Origin of the sequence: Neopusillimonas aromaticivorans (assembly GCF_030344915.1) — a bacterium.
Classification (GTDB): domain Bacteria; phylum Pseudomonadota; class Gammaproteobacteria; order Burkholderiales; family Burkholderiaceae_B; genus Neopusillimonas; species Neopusillimonas aromaticivorans.
Genome location: NZ_CP128233.1, coordinates 384629 through 400395, shown reverse-complemented (window position 1 = coordinate 400395; position 15767 = coordinate 384629). Strand labels below are relative to the sequence as shown.

Below are 15767 nucleotides of genomic sequence, written 5' to 3'. Positions count from 1 at the left end.
AGGTATGGCTGAATTTTTCGATGTAACCCTTGCCGATGTAGTGGATTTTTTCAATGGCAAGGCAATCAAGCCCGGTCAGGAAGGTGATTATCCAGCCTACGGCTCGAATGGGTTGATCGGTGGTTCTTCCGAATGGAAATATGACAACTCCATTGTCATCGGACGTGTTGGAGCATACTGTGGTTCTGTTGCGTACTGCAAGAGTCGTTTTTGGGCTTCTGATAACACGATTGTGGCAAAGCCCAAGAGCGGGGATGTCAGATATTTCTACTACCTGCTGAAGGAACTCGGGCTGAACCGATATGCGGGCGGTGCAGCACAGCCGCTTGTTACACAAACTGTCCTTAAAGGTGTTCCAGCAAGAATTCCTGACGTCTCAACCCAGCGCCGCATCGCCTCCATCCTATCCGCCTACGATGACCTGATCGAAAACAACACGCGACGGATCGCCATCCTTGAGGAAATGGCCCGGAGAATCTACGAGGAGTGGTTTGTCCGCTTCCGTTTTCCGGGGCATGAACAGGTGAAGATGGTGGAGTCGGAACTGGGGTTGATCCCGGAGGGGTGGGGAATCGCCCCCTTCACCGAGCTCTTCGACGTCAGATATGGCAAAACCTTGCCGACGAAAAACCTCTGCTCAGATGGAAAATACCCTGTCTACGGTGGTGGAGGGGTGATTGGTCGACACGACGAATATGTGGTGCCAGGACCAACATGCTTAATTACGTCGCGAGGAAATGGTAGCGGGACTGTTTGGCGTACGACTGAACAAGCATTCGTGACAAACAACTCCTTTGTTGTTGTGCCAAAAGGAAGATTTGCTGGTGCGAGCCATGGCTTTGCTCAATTATTTTCCTCATACTCCCCAATCAAAACTGTTCTGGGTGGAGCCGCACAACCACAACTCACCCTCGATGGCTTGGCTTCGCTACGTGTTGTGGGATGTCCTAGTGAACTATGCTTGGAGGCGGATTCGCTGATACAACCAATGTTCAATCTCGCAAACAAGCTTCACGAAAAAAACGCTAACCTACGCGCGACCCGAGACCTTCTACTCCCTAAGCTCATCTCTGGTGAACTCAACGTTTCCCATCTGCACGAACCTGAGGGGGCCATCTCAGCATGACTACCTTTCTCACAGCCAAGGAAGTAACAGCCAGCTACGGGGAGCTCGCACTGGTCGAGCTACCCGCGATCAACTGTTTTGCATCCCTTGGCTGGGAGACGGCCAACCTCTACAACGAGACCTTTGGCCCAGATGGTACGGAAGGCCGCAAGTCTGCCGCCGAGGTCATCTTCGTGCCTCGACTTCGCAAAGCGCTGGAACGCATCAACCCCGGCTACCCGGCTGCAGCCTACGAACAGGCCATCGAGCAACTGACCGAGGATCGCTCGAAGCAGATACCAGTCAATGCCAACCAAGCCTTCTACAAGCTGCTGCGGGATCGGGTGAAGGTGGAGATTACTGACGACGAAGACAACCCGCAGACGGTCGAGCTTTCGGTCATCGATTGGAACACACCTGAGAACAACGACTTCTTCCTTACCCAGCAGATGTGGATATCGGGGGAAATGTACAAGCGTCGCTGTGACCTGCTCGGCTTCGTCAACGGGATTCCCTTGGTTTTCATCGAACTGAAGGGACCGCATGTTCCCCTGAAGTCTGCCTACGACGACAACCTGAAGGACTACAAGGGCCAGAGCATCCCGCAGCTCTTTCATCCCAACGCCTTCATCCTGCTGTCCAATGGTTCACAGACCCGGGTGGGCACCCTGACCAGCCCTTGGGAGCACTTCTTCGAGTGGCGGCGGATTGACGATGAGACAGAGGCAGGTTCCACCAGCTTGGAGACAGCCATTCGTGGTCTTTGCGATAAGCGGCGGTTGCTCGATATTGTGGAGAACTTCACGCTGTTCGAGTTGGCACGAGGCGGCTTGATAAAGAAGGTGGCCAAGAACCACCAGTACCTGGGCGTGAACAAGGCGATTGCCCAGATGATCAAGCTGCGAGAGTCCGGGGATGTGGAAGCAGCCAAGAAGCTCGGGGTCTTCTGGCACACGCAGGGGAGCGGCAAGAGCCTCTCGATGGTTTTCTTCACCCAGAAGATTCTCCGCACCTTACCCGGCAAATGGACTTTCGTGATCGTCACCGACCGCTCGGAACTGGACGATCAAATCTATAAGACCTTCACGGCAACCGGTGCGATCTCTGGAGCAGAGGTACAGGCCAACAGTGGGGAACACCTGAAGTTGCTCCTGTCGCAGGATCAACGCTACGTCTTCAGTCTGATCCAGAAGTTCCACACGGACAAAGGCGAGGCTTACCCGCAGATTTCCGACCGCAGCGACATTATCGTCATCACCGATGAAGCCCACCGCAGCCAGTACGACATCTTCGCGCTAAACATGCGGAATGCCCTTCCGAATGCTGCCTTCCTTGGCTTCACCGGGACGCCGCTGATTGCCGGGGAGGAAGAACGCACCCGGGAAGTCTTCGGGGATTACGTGTCTGTCTATGACTTCGCCCGATCCATTGAGGATGGGGCCACAGTGCCGCTCTACTACGAGAACAGAACGCCTGAGCTTCAGATCACCAACGAGAACCTGAACAAGGACATCGAGAAGCTCCTCGAAGAGGCCGAACTGGATGAGGCCCAAGAGAAGAAGCTTGAACGGGAGTTCGCCCGTGAGTACCACCTGATCACCCGTGATGAGCGACTTGAGACCGTCGCTGCCGATCTGGTGAAGCATTTCCTCGGTCGAGGTTACCGGGGCAAGGCCATGATGGTCTGCATCGACAAGGCCACTGCTGTGCGGATGTACGACAAGGTACAAGCCCACTGGAAGAAGCAGTTAGCTGATCTTCAAGCACAACTGAAGACAGCCACTGGGGATGCCAAGGAGGTGCTAACCGAGAAGATCAAGGTCATGCAGACCACCGACATGGCCGTAGTTGTGTCGCAATCCCAGAACGAGATCGATGACCTCAAGGCCAAGGGGCTGGACATCGTGCCGCACCGGCAGCGGATGATCAGTGAGGACTTGGATGAAAAGTTCAAAGACCCCGATGGCCCTCTGCGTCTGGTCTTCGTCTGCGCTATGTGGATCACCGGCTTTGATGTGCCAACCTGCTCAACCTTGTACCTTGACAAGCCGATGCGGAATCACACCTTGATGCAGACAATCGCTCGGGCTAACCGTGTGGCACCGGGCAAGAGTGCCGGTCTGATCGTTGATTACGTGGGCATCTTCCGTAACCTTCAGGATGCCCTGCGGATCTACGCTAAGCCCAACCAGCCAGGGCAACTACCGATCAACGACAAGGCGGCTCTGGTCGAGCAACTGGAGGAGCTTCTCAAACAGGCGGAATCGTTTTGTACGGGCCTCGACATTGATCTGAAGGGTGTTGTGAACACGCCGCCAGAAAAGCGTCTGGAAGCCCTCCAGAAGGCCATGGATGTTGTCCTCGAAGCCGGGGAAGACAAGGTGAAGGCGTACCTACTCTTGGCAGGTCAGGTAGCCCGTACCTTCAAGGCAATTTTGCCTGATGCCGAAGCCAATGCTTACGCCCCCATGTCTGTCCTGGTGGCTTACCTTGGGGCCATGATCAAGGCGTTACGTCCTGCACCCGACATCTCTTGGGTGATGAGTGACCTAGATGCCTTACTGGATGACTCGATTGCTACCGAGGGTTACCGCATAGGGGAGCGACCAGCCGCTGAGTCTTTGATCGACCTCTCGCAGATCGACTTTGCTGCCCTCCAGAAGAAGTTCGAGGAAGGCAAGAAGGCCACCGAGACCGAGAAGCTGAAGGGCCAGATCGAGAAGAAGCTCGACAAGATGGTCCGGGAGAACAAGGGTCGGATCGACTTTCTGGAGAAGTTCCAGAGGCTCATCGAGTCCTACAACGCCTCCAGCCACAACCTCGAAGCCTTCTTCAAGGAACTGATGGATTTCGCCCAAAATCTGACTGAAGAGGAACAACGGGCACACCGTGAGAGCCTATCAGAGGAAGAGCTGGCGATCTTCGACCTTCTGACCCAGCCGGAACCGGAACTGAGCGATAAGGAAAAAGACGAAGTGAAGAAGGTTGCCAAAGAGCTGCTCGCCAAGCTGAAAGCCGAGAAGCTGGTTCTGGATTGGCGACTGAAGACCCAGACCAAGGCTGATGTCGAACGAACTATTCGGGACTTCTACCTCAAGCTGCCCAAGTCCTACTCGTCCGACCTGAAGAAGAACAAACGAGTGAAGACCTACGCCCATATCTATGAGAACTACTTTGGGGCAGGACAAAGCGTCTATCAAGGGATGTCTACTGGAGCCAACTGAAGCTAACAGAAAAAAATAGACAGACGCAAACAAGGTAGAAGCTGTCAATCATCACTGTCGGCCAACCAGATGTTATTTCTGACAGTGGTCCTGTCTTACTTTTAATCAAGGAAGGCATCTCCATAGAGTTCCTGCTTGGCCATCAAACGATGAAACTAAAGATGTGCTTCTAGTAGTGTTCTCGTTTGTCAGCCAAGCAGTTTGAGGTTCCCTCTGTTTTTCGTCTACCAAAGGGCGTTGTTCATGCTACCAGCTTTTCCTTTGCTTGCTGACTAAGCCAACGGTGCAGGTAATTGCTTGGCGATAAATATCCGAGAGTTGAATGCTGCCTTTTCCGGTTGTAAAACACCTCAATGTATTCAAAGCTCATGTCTCTGGCCTCGTCTCGTGTCTGGAACCGTTTACCAAAGACGCGCTCGTGTTTGAAACTGTTGAACCAGCTTTCCGTTGGTGCATTGTCCCAGCAGTTACCCTTTCGACTCATCGAACAAGTCATGCCATATTCCGACAACAGCGATTGAAAGGCATGGCTCGCGTATTGACTTCCCCGATCAGAGTGATGGATCAAGCCCGCAGCTGGCCGGCGCCGAAACCAGGCCATGGTCAGTGCGTCGGTCACAATATCAGCAGTCATGCGTGGTTTCAAAGACCAGCCAACCACTTCCCGGTTAAACAGATCCAGAACGATGGCCAGGTACAGCCAGCCTTCATCTGTCCACAGGTAGGTGATGTCGGACGTCCAGACTTCATTCGGCGCGCTGGGCGTAAAGTTGCGATCCAACAAGTTTTGCGCCACCGGCAGACTGTGTTTCGAATCCGTTGTGGCTTTGTAGCGGCGCTTGTGCCGTGCTCGCACATTGTTTTCTCGCATCAATCGTTCCACCCGCGCTTTACTGGCCGAGAACCCCGGTTTCGCAGTTCCCTCAGCATGCGCGGGCTGCCATAGGCGCCCTTGAGCTCGGCATGGATCGCCTTGATCAGTGCCAGCATCTGCGCATCCGTCAACCGCTTGCGGCTAGGCGTACCACCACGCTTCCAGCAGCGATAGCCGCTGACGCTGACCGCCAAGACGCCGCACATTTGTGCCAAACCGTACTCCTGACGATGCTGATCAATCCAGGCGTACTTCACAGTGCATCTTTCGCGAAGTACGCCGCTGCCTTTTTTATGATTTCGTTCTCACGCTTGAGTCTGACATTCTCAGCCCGTAGTCGCGAGAGCTCCATCTGCTCTTCAGAAACTGGCTTGCTTGAAGAGCCTGTCAACGCACCACGAGCTGCTGCGTTCGACCAGTTTCGTAACGTCTGCTCATTGATGCCAAGCTCCTTGGCAGCCGCTGAAAACGACTGCCCATCCTTGACCCGCTTGACGGTTAATTCCTTGAACTCCAGGGTGTATGACTGTCGAGGTATCTTCATTGCTCATCTTCCTTCAAGTGACGTTAATAATATGTCACCCAGATGGAAGACGAAATATCAGGGAAGCTCAGTTGAGTATTTACCCAGTCTTTGTACGAAATGAATTGCCTCAAACTTGGGGCGAAAGATGGGCACAAATTTATTTTGTTGCAGCCGTTTGTTTTTGGCGAACGATATGCTATATTTCCCGCATGGATCTAAAAAATAGATCCATGCGGGATTTTTCAAACTGGCGGACAGGAAAAACTATGAGTGCGAAAAAATTTCATCGGCAGATCAACCCATCAACGCCAAAGTGTTCAAGGACTCGCTCAAAACCTACGTTGATGGCGTGGCAAACCGCGAGCCGGCGTACAAAGACACCGATGGCAAGCCTAGACTATACATCAAATTCTTGAACGGTAGAACAGCTTGCCTGGTCGCCAGGGAGGATGTGGATGAAGAGCTGCATTTGCACAACGCGTTGTTCGAGCACGCCTGTGAAAACGTTGGGGAGATCCGACGCTTCTGGTCCACGGTGGGTGCTGCGATCAGCTTCAACATCTCGTTCTGTTTTCCTTACCCAGATCTCTCAGGCGAAAAGGTTGAACTGATCCTCCTGCGTTACTGGGATGATGAGCATGCGGCCGATGAGTTCGCCGAGTCCGTGATAGTAACGGTTCAGGAGAAGATGGAAGACGTGTTTAAAGAGGACGGCCAGCTTGACGAGGACCATGTGAAAGAGTTCGATGCCCGATTACGCACGGTTGAGAAGAACGTCCGGTTGATCCGCAAGTTGTTGGAAAAAGGTGAGTAATGACACGTCTGTACTGGGAGGATATGGAACCGCATTATGCGATTGCACTACGACCTAAGCGCAATCTCACATTCCGTAACTTCGACTACCGCTTGCACGCTCGCAGAGCCAGGGCTGCTGCGGCCAAGTACATTGGACAGTCTTTTCCGTATGGCGTGTCGGCCTTGGTACTGGCAGGAGGCAAAGGTTCGGGCAAAACCCATCTCCTGAACGCCGCAGCGAACCTGGCAATGGAGTACGACTCAAATGCTTTGAGCTTTTTGTCGGCCTCCCGATTTGAGACTACCTATGACGACGCCATGTATTTTGATGACTGGCCCGTATGGAAGCGGCGTTTCGAGGACGAATATATTCTGGCGGTTGATGACATTGATCAGCTCTTTAAGCGTCCCGAGCTTGCCGATGCCATGCTGGACATCTTGAAAGCCAGAAGCCGAGCCAAACGAAAAAGTATCGTCACGCTGAATTTGCAGAACGACAGTCAGGCTGCCTGTACTTTGAAAGATTACCTGATGTCACAAAAGCTGGTGACGCTGGATACGTATGAGCAGTAAAGCACCTCGCGCCAACACTGAACCACCCATTGAGGAGAGAACATGATTAATTTTGAAAAAGCAGGTGATATCTACGTTACCTACACTGCTGCTGACGGCCGCACTTGGAATTACAGCAAGAGCGACGCAAATCCCAGGAGGGGAACGGAGTCAATTGTCTATAAGCTTCGTGCTGAAGCAAGCGAGACAGAAAAGTTTTTTGAGATCAGGTTGACTCGTGAAAATGACAAGGTGCTTGTTCACTGTAGCGTCCTTTTCGTTGAGAACGTCCTTGTTGAGCCTATTCTTGAGGACGGCATGTGGACGATTGATATTGTGGATTCCGAAAAGCATGTCGAAATCCAGGTTGAGAACCTTGCAGAAAACGATGAGCCGGTCGCTTCAGAAAAGATTGAGCTAGTGACCTCGGCTGAGTTTCGTGCCAATTTCCTGGACTTTCTACGCAGGGTTGCCTTTCCAGAAGAGGGAGACACGGGCTTTCATATCAATATTGGCAACGGCAGAAAAGCTGTACTTGAATTGTGCGATGAGAACGCTGATGCGGCTTACGAAGGGACTCCATACGTTCACAGGGCCACCTGGCTTCAGGTAAAACGCTACTTCAGGACCGTTAATTCAGCCCTCCAGCTCAATCTCGCATTCTTGTTTGCCATGAACTACAAGGGCACCCGGGTTTTCTACATCTTGCGTCAAGTACGTGATACCCCGCATGTCGCTGATGAGTTTTGTGAAGCCATTGCGGATGGTTGGGGGCTGCGCTTCTTGCACGTGAAGTAGCGCAGCAGGACCTACTAGAGTTACTTGAGGAGCAGGAAACGCAAAGCCCTTCACGTAGGTCTTAACGTCTCCTGTCCACCCAGACAGGAGACAGCAAGTCATCACCTTTTCATTTCATTCCCAGTGATCAAGAAACAACGATGCTGGAGGAGGCGTTGTACGCACTGCAAGGCTGTGATGCAATGCACCAGGTCTGGGTCTGGGACGGTACGCGTGCCCAAAGCCTTGTTTTCCGAACCTGCGATCTGGCTGAGTTGAGCGAACGCGAAATGCGCTGGCTGCTGTTGGACCAGTCTAGCTTAGCTAGGCCAGCGGATTCAGTACGTGCCATGCCATGCAAAACTGCAGCCCCACACCCAACAACCATGGAGACAGTTTGCCTTTTCTGAGGCAAACTGTCTCCACAGAAACTTCGGAATTTTTCACTATGTCAGCAAACGCATCCATCGAGCTCGTCACCAATTTGGTACAAGGCAGTCAACACACCGACCAAGTCAACAGCTTTCTGGAAAACGCTGTCCGCTTCGAGTGCTTCGTTGCCTTCGCCAACGAAAACGGCCTCGACCTGTTCCGGGACCAGCTCATTGAAAAACTGGACAAGAAAGAGCTGACGTGTCGCTTCGTGGTCGGGTTTGACTTCTACCACACGGACCCCGACTTTCTCTATGTGGTTCAGGAACTGGTGAACGACTACCCGAACCAAGTGGAGCTCTACGTCAGCGGTAAAAAGGCTAATTCAACCTTCCATCCGAAGATTTACTACTTTGGCTATCCGGACAAAACGTACCGCATCATTGTTGGCTCTGCCAACCTGACGCAAGGGGGCTGTCGCTCAATCACGAGGCATCTCTGGCTTACAAGTCAGGCACCCGGGTTCCCAGCAAGCACGCCGGCCATCTCGGCGACGACTTGACTTCTCTGTTTGACGATTTGTTGAAAGCCGGCGAAATCGAGAAGGCCACCACCGAAGCTCTTGACGAGTACGCGCGTCGCTATGAGTTCTACGCGCTGCATCGGAAAGCTGCCGAGAATCGGGCACGGCGTGCCTGTGAAGAGACTCGGCCGATTTCTGGAGCGCCGTACCTAGGGGAGCTTGCGGCTGTCCTCGAACTGATGAGGGCAGACAATAGTACGTACGGGTTCACGGTTCAGGCTCAGAGACGCGCCAATAGTATTGGCACGGCCCGGCAACACCTAGACAACATCGCGCGCGACCACGCGCTGACGATGGCCCGGTTCCTTGCGGAATACGAGGGGCTGGTGGGCAGAAGAGGCGGACTGCCCCCCGCTTGGCATTCAGGTAGCCTGAGTCGACGCCGGGTGACGGTGGCAAATAACTTTGCAAAGGTGCAATCAGCACTGCAGGACCTTGAGCGTAATCTGACGCTTACCACCAGACCCAGCACAGCGTACAGCATCCTGTCCGGCTGGCTCGACAGTGCTTCGCATGTCGGTCCCAATGTGATGTCTGAAATCCTTCATACCTTTGACAACAAGCGCTTCGCCATCTTGAACCAGAACTCGGTCTCCGGCATGCATATGGCTGGATTCACGCAATTCCCACTTAGGACTTCAAAGCTGAACGTTACGCCGAAAATGTACGAAGAGTTCTGCGACAAGGCTGAGTTGGTGCGGGGTGGCCTTGGCCTGAAGAACCTTTCTGAGCTGGACGCAGTGTTCAATTACGCCTACTGGTAACTGGGTTTTTGCTTGCAGGAGTCTCTCCTGCGAGCAGGCGAAGTCGGCCAAGTCTTCTTTTCTAACCAAGCCGGCAACTGTGACGCCCGCCGGGCCCCATGTTTTCCCCTCATGGAACGCGATCAACGGCTGCCACACTGATGCGTGAGCATGGTTTTGGTCGTGATATGGTTGAGTTGTTGTTGGCGTATACAGAACAGAACGCAGTCAGACGACTGGTTCGTACCATCACCATGAGCTTGAGTCCGAACGGCGAAGGGCTCTGCAGTTTTTGGCTGACAAGATTGATCAACTGGCAGCCTCCAACTCCGCCAGTATTAACAAAAAAGCCCTTGTTTTTCAAGGGCTTTTTTGTTGCCTGTCGCTTGGGTTGCCGTTCAGTTTGCCATGCCGGCGGGTACTACACCACCATTTGGAACGCACGATGTTCCAAATTTATGCGCAAATTAATGCGTTTAATCAATTCAACGCCTCTTTGGCCGCTTCTTCTGGCGTCAGGCCGTCGTAGAACTGGTCCGTAAACCATTCGGCTTGGTCTTCGATGTGGTCTTGTGCCTGACGCAAGGTTGCGCCGGCGGCAATCAGAAAGCCCTCAACTTCGATACACCACTCGATAAGTGCCATTTCGTCCGGATCGGGTGCGCTGTTTTTTTTCATTTTTTCCTCGGTGTGGGGCCCGCATCAAGGCAGGCCACATAAAAATTCAGCCCTGCTGTGCGGGCTGACTGGTACTACAAGAATACACGGAACAACGATGATTATCCTCAAGAACGTGACCTTGCGTCGCGGCAGTAAAGTATTGCTCGACAAAACCTCCGTAACGCTTAACCCGGGCGAAAAGGTGGGTTTGGTCGGGCGCAACGGTGCGGGAAAATCATCGTTATTTGCGGTACTGAATGGCACGCTGCATGAAGATGGTGGCGAGTTTTCCATTCCGGCCCAATGGCGCATGTCGCAAGTGGCGCAGGACATGCCTGAAACAGAGCAAAGTGCAACGGATTTTGTGGTAAAGGGTGATACTTCTTTGCTGGCGGCGCGCGCCGAAGTTGCGGCATCTGAAGCCAGCGACGATGGTATGCGTATGGCGCATGCCTACATGGCGTTGCACGACGCCGGCGAGCATGACGCACCTTCCCGGGCGCAGGCATTGATTTTAGGACTCGGTTTCGGCGTGGCCGAACTTGACCGGCCGGTCAACAGTTTCTCGGGTGGGTGGCGCATGCGCTTGCAATTGGCCCGTGCGCTGATGTGCCCGTCTGATCTGTTGTTGCTGGACGAACCGACCAATCACCTGGATCTGGACGCGCTGGTGTGGCTCGAGGCCTGGCTGAAGCATTATGCGGGTACGATCGTCGTGATCAGCCATGATCGGGAGTTCCTGGATGCGGTCACGAATGTCACGTTGCATATCGACCAGGGCAAACTGGTCAGGTACGGCGGCAATTACAGCAAGTTCGAAGACATGCGTGCCGAACAGATGGTGCTGCAGCAGGCGGCGCATGCCAAGCAACAAGAAAAAGTTGCGCACTTGCAAAAATTCATTGACCGCTTCAAGGCCAAGGCCAGCAAGGCCAAGCAGGCGCAAAGTCGCGTCAAGGCGCTTGAACGCATGGAAAAGGTTGCGCCCATATTGGCCGACGCTGAATTTCAGTTCGAATTCAAAGAGCCGCTCAGTCTGCCCAACCCTATGTTGTCGATGACCGATGTCAGCTTTGGCTACCCGCCGCCAGAAGATGCACCGGCCGGTGCGGCGGCTTCGATTATTGTGCAGAAGGTCAATCGTTCGGTACTGGCAGGGCAACGCATTGGTATTCTGGGCGCGAACGGGCAAGGCAAGTCGACGCTGGTGAAAACCATTGCGGGAGCGTTGAAGCCGATTGCTGGTGACATCGTTACGGGGAAGGGGTTGAATATCGGTTATTTTTCGCAGCAGGAATTGGATGTCTTGCGACCTGCCGATAACCCGCTGGAGCACATGATACGTTTGGTGCGCGATACGCCGGTTGGCGTGCGCCCCAGCGCGATGGAGTGTCGTGAACAAGGGTTGCGTAACTTTCTGGGTACGTTCAGTAGTGTCCCAACGTTTTTCAGAGGAGAGCGAGCTGTTTAGGCTCGAATTCTGATCCATCATCGGGTTCTTGTTTTTCAAGCAGTTGATTTATCTGCGTTGTTTCAAACATGGTTAGGCTCAAGATTTGTAGGATTTCATGAAGACTATTGGGCAGATTCAGGCGTTTTTTGGCGATGGCGATCAGCACGTATGTGCAGACCGCGATCCAGATTTGCGTCTTGACGGCATTCTCGCTGGTGCCCAGAAACGTCTTGATGCGCAGATGTTGCTTGATCCACTTGAAGAACAGCTCGACCTGCCAGCGCTGTCGGTAAAGGTCTGCAATCAACGTGGGTTCGAGCACGAGGTTGTTGGTCAAAAAGTGATGCGCTTGCCGGTGTCGTCCTTGACTACGACGCGACGCAGCGGTGCGGGATAGTCTTTGCTGGAATAAAAACCGTCAACACGCCGATTTGATCGCACACGACATTGGTGTTGAGGCGGTCGACCGGTCGGGAGTAGCGGCGCTTGAACTTGGTGTTGGACTTGGCCCTGGTGACGAAGTAGGCGCCGGCCTGATGGATCAGAAACAGCCGCCCGAAATCGAGATAGCCTCGGTCCAGCAGATAGTAGGCGCCGGGCTCGATCTGCAAATAATCCAAGGTGTTGACCTCGTGCAGCTTGCCGTCGCTGATGTGGATGAACGTCGGAATCGAACCGCGCAAGTCCAACAAGGTGTGCAGCTTCACCGCAGCCTTGCGCTGACGAAACGGCGCCCACGGATACACCGACAGGCACAGATCGATGGTGGTCGCATCGAAAGCATAGACCGTCGCGTCCAAGTCGATGGCCAGCGGTTCTTGCGCATACAGCGTTCGTGCCATCGCAATCAAATGCTGCGCAAAGTCGGCATAAATTTGCCAAGGACGCGTGGCGTTGGCGTTGGCCAAGGTGTTGCGCGAGACGGTCTTGCAGCGCAGGCCCATGTGATACAGCCGCTTGGTCTGCGCGCGCAGGTTCAGCTCGATATCGCGCAGCGACTCCCGATAAGTCAGCTGTGCAAAGGCCATCGTCAAGAACTGATCCATGCAGGAAAAATCCTTGACCTTGTGATTGCCCCGATAGCGAGCCACGCAACGACGAAAAGTGCTCAGCGGCAGAAAAGCCATCAGCTGAGAAAAGACAAGCTTGCCTTGGTTCATGGCGGTCCTTTGCGTACAGATACGCAAGACCATAAGCCATGGCCTCGACGTTCAAATCGAGACCAGACTGTAATGCCAGAAAACCAAGGTAAATCATTAACTTATTACGCCCCAATGTGAAAACGTTGGGACACTACTGGGGTACGTTCAATTTTAGCGGCGATATGGTCAAACAGCCTGTGGGCAGCATGAGCGGGGGCGAAAAGGCGCGTCTGGTTCTGTGCATGATCGTTTGGCAGCGCCCGAATTTGTTGCTTCTTGACGAACCCACCAACCACCTGGACTTGGCGACACGCGAGGCTCTGAGCGTCGCTTTAAATGAGTACGAAGGTTCAGTGATGCTGGTCAGCCACGACCGAGCTTTGTTGCGTTCTGTTTGCGACGAGTTTTGGCTGGTATCGCGTGGTGGGGTCACAGACTTTGACGGTGACCTGGACGATTATCAGGTTTACCTGCTGGAAGAAGCCCGGCGTCAACGGGAAATGGCGTCCGCCCGCAAAGCCGCCTGATTCAGGTCATAGTCGGTTAGGTGGCAATAAGACGGGCTTTATTCTTTAAAGTGGCCTATGCTTGGAGGTTGGCGATAACAACTGTGCCGTCGCCGCATGACCGTGAGGTAGTGAAATGGAAAAGAAAGACAAAACCCCAGAGAAAGTGAAGCCAGCCGCAGTGCCGGCCCTCAAACAGGCTCGCTGGCCTGGGCAGGGTAGTAGTGGCGGCATCAAGGGCGCACAGGCCGGGCATGATCGCAAAGGGGTAGGCCGAGGTGCCGCTCGTGGCAGATAGCCAAGGCTTGGCGCATCATAAACAAACCTTCGTCGCCTGACGAAGATTTGTCAGCAATTTGGAAAGCGCCTTTCGAGGCGCTTTTGTCTTGTGCGCGCCTTGTTTTAACAGTCGGCAGCAACTGTTTGACACGGTTGCATGCGCAGACAATTTCATCAAGGATAAAAGAACATGAGAAATTACTTTGTTGCGACTGCATTGTTTGCCGTGCTTCTTTCGGGAGTCGCCAATGCCGAAACGGCACCCGATTCAGTTCAATACAGCAAGACATTCACCTCTTGCATGGACAAGTCTGGCGGTGTGACTGTCGAGATGATTGACTGCATGAATGCCGAGCTTGTCCGGCAAGATGCCAAACTCAATGCCGAGTACACGTTGTTGATGGGCAGTTTGTCGGCCGAACGAAAAACACAATTGCGCAGTACGCAACGAGCCTGGATTACGTATCGTGATGAAAACTGCAACTTTTATTACGATCCTGAAGGTGGCTCTTTGGCACGAGTTCAGGCCAATATGTGCATGTTGCAAATGACCGCCGAGCGCGCTGGCGAATTGGCGTTGTTCAATGAACTTTACTGATGCGCATTGTGAGTCCATGGCTGTAAAAATACTCATGGGGCCTGAAGTTACATGACTTCTCATAGGCTTTTCCCGAGAGTTATTCACAGTTTGTGGGGATAAGTTCGGGGGTTGATTCGGGTGTGTCTGCGTTGGCTAATGCGGATCGGGTTGGTCAAGACCCCGCTATACTCACCCGCATGAAAATCCTGCACACTTCCGACTGGCACCTGGGGCGCATGCTGTACGGGCGCAAGCGCCATGAGGCCTTTGAGGCGTTTCTGGCCTGGATGCTTGACACTTTGCAGCGCGAAAACATCGATGTTTTGCTGGTGGCCGGCGATATCTTTGACACCACAACGCCGGGTAATCGTGCGCAGGCGATGTACTACCGTTTTCTGTCACAAGTGGTGTCATCGCCATGCCGGCATGTGGTCATTGTGGCGGGCAATCATGATTCACCGTCATTCCTGAATGCGCCCGCCAGTCTGCTGAAAGCGCTGGATGTGCATGTGGTGGGGCAGGCGCAAAACCCGGCTGATGAAATTCTGGTGTTGCGCGATGTCACCAGCCAGCCCGAACTGATCGTTTGTGCAGTTCCGTATTTGCGTGACCGCGATATCCGGCAGGTCGAGCCCGGCGAAAGCCCGGACGACAAAGAGCGCAAGTTGCTGGAGGGCATTCGACAACATTACGAAGTCGTCGCGCAGCACGCCGTTGCGGTGCGTGAACAGTTGGGTGTGCCGGTGCCCATTGTGGCAACCGGACATTTGTTCACGGCAGGCGGCCAGACGATTGATGGCGATGGCGTGCGAGAGCTTTATGTGGGCTCGCTGGCCCATGTCACCGCCAGTATCTTCCCGTCGTGTTTTGATTATGTGGCGCTGGGTCATTTGCATGTCCCGCAAAAGGTGGGCGGTAACGAGTTGATCCGTTATAGCGGATCACCGCTTCCTATGGGGTTTGGCGAAGCGCGCCAGCAAAAGAGCGTGTGTTTGATTACATTTGACGGCGATTTCACGCAGGCTGATGCAAAAATGCCCGCCAACGCCAACGCCAGTCATGCGTCGATAACCTCTTCTCAGTCGGTCATTACAGCCCGTGCCAACGGGCCCAGCGTTCAACTGCTTCCCGTTCCTGTTTTTCAGGCGCTGGAACGCGTGCGCGGTGACTGGTCAACAATTGACAATCGCTTGCAGGAACTGGCCAAAACCGGTTCGCCGGTCTGGCTGGAAATTATTTATGAGGGTACCGATCTGGTGGGTGACTTGCGCGACCAGTTGGACCGTGCCGTTGCCGATACGTCGCTTGAGATCTTGCGCGTCAAGAACAACCGGATTGTTGATCGCATGGCCAGCATGGCAGCGCCTGAAGAAACGCTGGATGATTTATCGGTTGATGAGGTCTTCGAGCGCTGTCTGGATGCCCATGACATCCCCGATGACCAGCGACCCGCCTTGCAACAGGCTTACCATCAGGTGGTCAAGTCTGTTAATGGCCAATTAAACTGACCCAGTTATGGCCAACAATTTTGACCCACCTGCCGGTGGCTGCGAGGCCACGAAACATGTAGCGTTCCTGCCCATAGATCAAGGGCAA

General features: G+C 53.7%; 10 protein-coding genes and 4 pseudogenes. 11 read left to right on the top strand and 3 right to left on the bottom strand.

Annotated elements, in window-relative coordinates; translation table 11 throughout:
• Nucleotides 1-4 precede the first annotated feature (4 nt).
• Nucleotides 5-1126, top strand: coding sequence for a restriction endonuclease subunit S (locus tag N7E01_RS01980; protein ID WP_289174394.1), 1122 nt, complete (start codon nucleotides 5-7; stop codon nucleotides 1124-1126).
• Nucleotides 1123-4329, top strand: coding sequence for a type I restriction endonuclease subunit R (locus N7E01_RS01975; protein WP_289174392.1), 3207 nt, complete (start codon nucleotides 1123-1125; stop codon nucleotides 4327-4329). Before N7E01_RS01980 ends, N7E01_RS01975 begins: the two co-directional genes overlap by 4 nt.
• 241 nt (nucleotides 4330-4570) lie before the next feature.
• On the opposite strand, the pseudogene N7E01_RS01970 reads toward N7E01_RS01975, so the two are convergent.
• Nucleotides 4571-5747: pseudogene (locus N7E01_RS01970) on the bottom strand (IS3 family transposase).
• A gap of 295 nt (nucleotides 5748-6042) precedes the next feature.
• On the opposite strand from N7E01_RS01970, the gene N7E01_RS01965 reads away from it, so the two are divergent.
• From N7E01_RS01965 to N7E01_RS01945, 5 genes are all read left to right on the top strand, one after another.
• A complete protein-coding gene (locus N7E01_RS01965; protein WP_289174390.1) occupies nucleotides 6043-6543 on the top strand; it encodes a hypothetical protein in 501 nt (166 codons plus the stop codon).
• Nucleotides 6543-7097, top strand: coding sequence for a DnaA ATPase domain-containing protein (locus tag N7E01_RS01960; RefSeq protein ID WP_289174388.1), 555 nt, complete (start codon nucleotides 6543-6545; stop codon nucleotides 7095-7097). The genes N7E01_RS01965 and N7E01_RS01960 overlap by 1 nt, the downstream gene beginning before the upstream one ends.
• A gap of 42 nt (nucleotides 7098-7139) precedes the next feature.
• Nucleotides 7140-7874 (top strand): hypothetical protein, encoded by a 735-nt coding sequence (locus N7E01_RS01955; protein WP_289174386.1) that lies wholly within the window; start codon nucleotides 7140-7142, stop codon nucleotides 7872-7874.
• A gap of 427 nt (nucleotides 7875-8301) precedes the next feature.
• Entirely contained in the window at nucleotides 8302-8787 is a 486-nt protein-coding gene (locus N7E01_RS01950) for a phospholipase D family protein (RefSeq protein ID WP_289174384.1), read from the top strand.
• Complete coding sequence (locus N7E01_RS01945) at nucleotides 8784-9572, top strand: hypothetical protein (RefSeq protein WP_289174383.1); 789 nt, start codon at nucleotides 8784-8786, stop codon at nucleotides 9570-9572. The genes N7E01_RS01950 and N7E01_RS01945 overlap by 4 nt, the downstream gene beginning before the upstream one ends.
• Nucleotides 9573-10031: 459 nt before the next feature.
• On the opposite strand, the gene N7E01_RS01940 is transcribed toward N7E01_RS01945, so the two are convergent.
• On the bottom strand, nucleotides 10032-10229 hold the full coding sequence (locus tag N7E01_RS01940) for a hypothetical protein (RefSeq protein ID WP_289174381.1): 198 nt from the start codon (nucleotides 10227-10229) through the stop codon (nucleotides 10032-10034).
• A 97-nt stretch (nucleotides 10230-10326) separates the two neighbouring features.
• Here N7E01_RS01940 and N7E01_RS01935 point away from each other — a divergent pair.
• Nucleotides 10327-11643 (top strand): annotated as a pseudogene (locus N7E01_RS01935) (ABC-F family ATP-binding cassette domain-containing protein); the annotation flags it as partial.
• 16 nt (nucleotides 11644-11659) lie between these two features.
• Here N7E01_RS01935 and N7E01_RS01930 read toward each other — a convergent pair.
• Nucleotides 11660-12824, bottom strand: a pseudogene (locus N7E01_RS01930) (IS4 family transposase).
• Between the two features lie 131 nt (nucleotides 12825-12955).
• Between N7E01_RS01930 and N7E01_RS01925 the strand changes: the two are divergent.
• The 3 genes and pseudogenes from N7E01_RS01925 to N7E01_RS01915 all read left to right on the top strand — a co-directional run.
• Nucleotides 12956-13333: pseudogene (locus tag N7E01_RS01925) on the top strand (ATP-binding cassette domain-containing protein); the annotation flags it as partial.
• Between the two features lie 448 nt (nucleotides 13334-13781).
• A complete protein-coding gene (locus tag N7E01_RS01920; RefSeq protein ID WP_289174379.1) occupies nucleotides 13782-14189 on the top strand; it encodes a lysozyme inhibitor LprI family protein in 408 nt (135 codons plus the stop codon).
• 179 nt (nucleotides 14190-14368) lie between these two features.
• Nucleotides 14369-15679, top strand: a complete 1311-nt coding sequence (locus N7E01_RS01915) for an exonuclease SbcCD subunit D C-terminal domain-containing protein (RefSeq protein ID WP_289174376.1) — start codon at nucleotides 14369-14371, stop codon at nucleotides 15677-15679.
• The last annotated feature ends 88 nt before the right edge of the window (nucleotides 15680-15767 follow it).

What these genes read in the sequence shown, in the direction of transcription:
- N7E01_RS01980 (WP_289174394.1), top strand. Translation starts at nt 5, where the DNA reads ATGGCTGAATTTTTCGATGTAACCCTTGCCGATGTAGTGGATTTTTTC.
- N7E01_RS01975 (WP_289174392.1), top strand. Translation starts at nt 1,123, where the DNA reads ATGACTACCTTTCTCACAGCCAAGGAAGTAACAGCCAGCTACGGGGAG.
- N7E01_RS01960 (WP_289174388.1), top strand. Translation starts at nt 6,543, where the DNA reads ATGACACGTCTGTACTGGGAGGATATGGAACCGCATTATGCGATTGCA.
- N7E01_RS01955 (WP_289174386.1), top strand. Translation starts at nt 7,140, where the DNA reads ATGATTAATTTTGAAAAAGCAGGTGATATCTACGTTACCTACACTGCT.
- N7E01_RS01950 (WP_289174384.1), top strand. Translation starts at nt 8,302, where the DNA reads ATGTCAGCAAACGCATCCATCGAGCTCGTCACCAATTTGGTACAAGGC.
- N7E01_RS01940 (WP_289174381.1), bottom strand. Translation starts at nt 10,229, where the DNA reads ATGAAAAAAAACAGCGCACCCGATCCGGACGAAATGGCACTTATCGAG.
- N7E01_RS01920 (WP_289174379.1), top strand. Translation starts at nt 13,782, where the DNA reads ATGAGAAATTACTTTGTTGCGACTGCATTGTTTGCCGTGCTTCTTTCG.
- N7E01_RS01915 (WP_289174376.1), top strand. Translation starts at nt 14,369, where the DNA reads ATGAAAATCCTGCACACTTCCGACTGGCACCTGGGGCGCATGCTGTAC.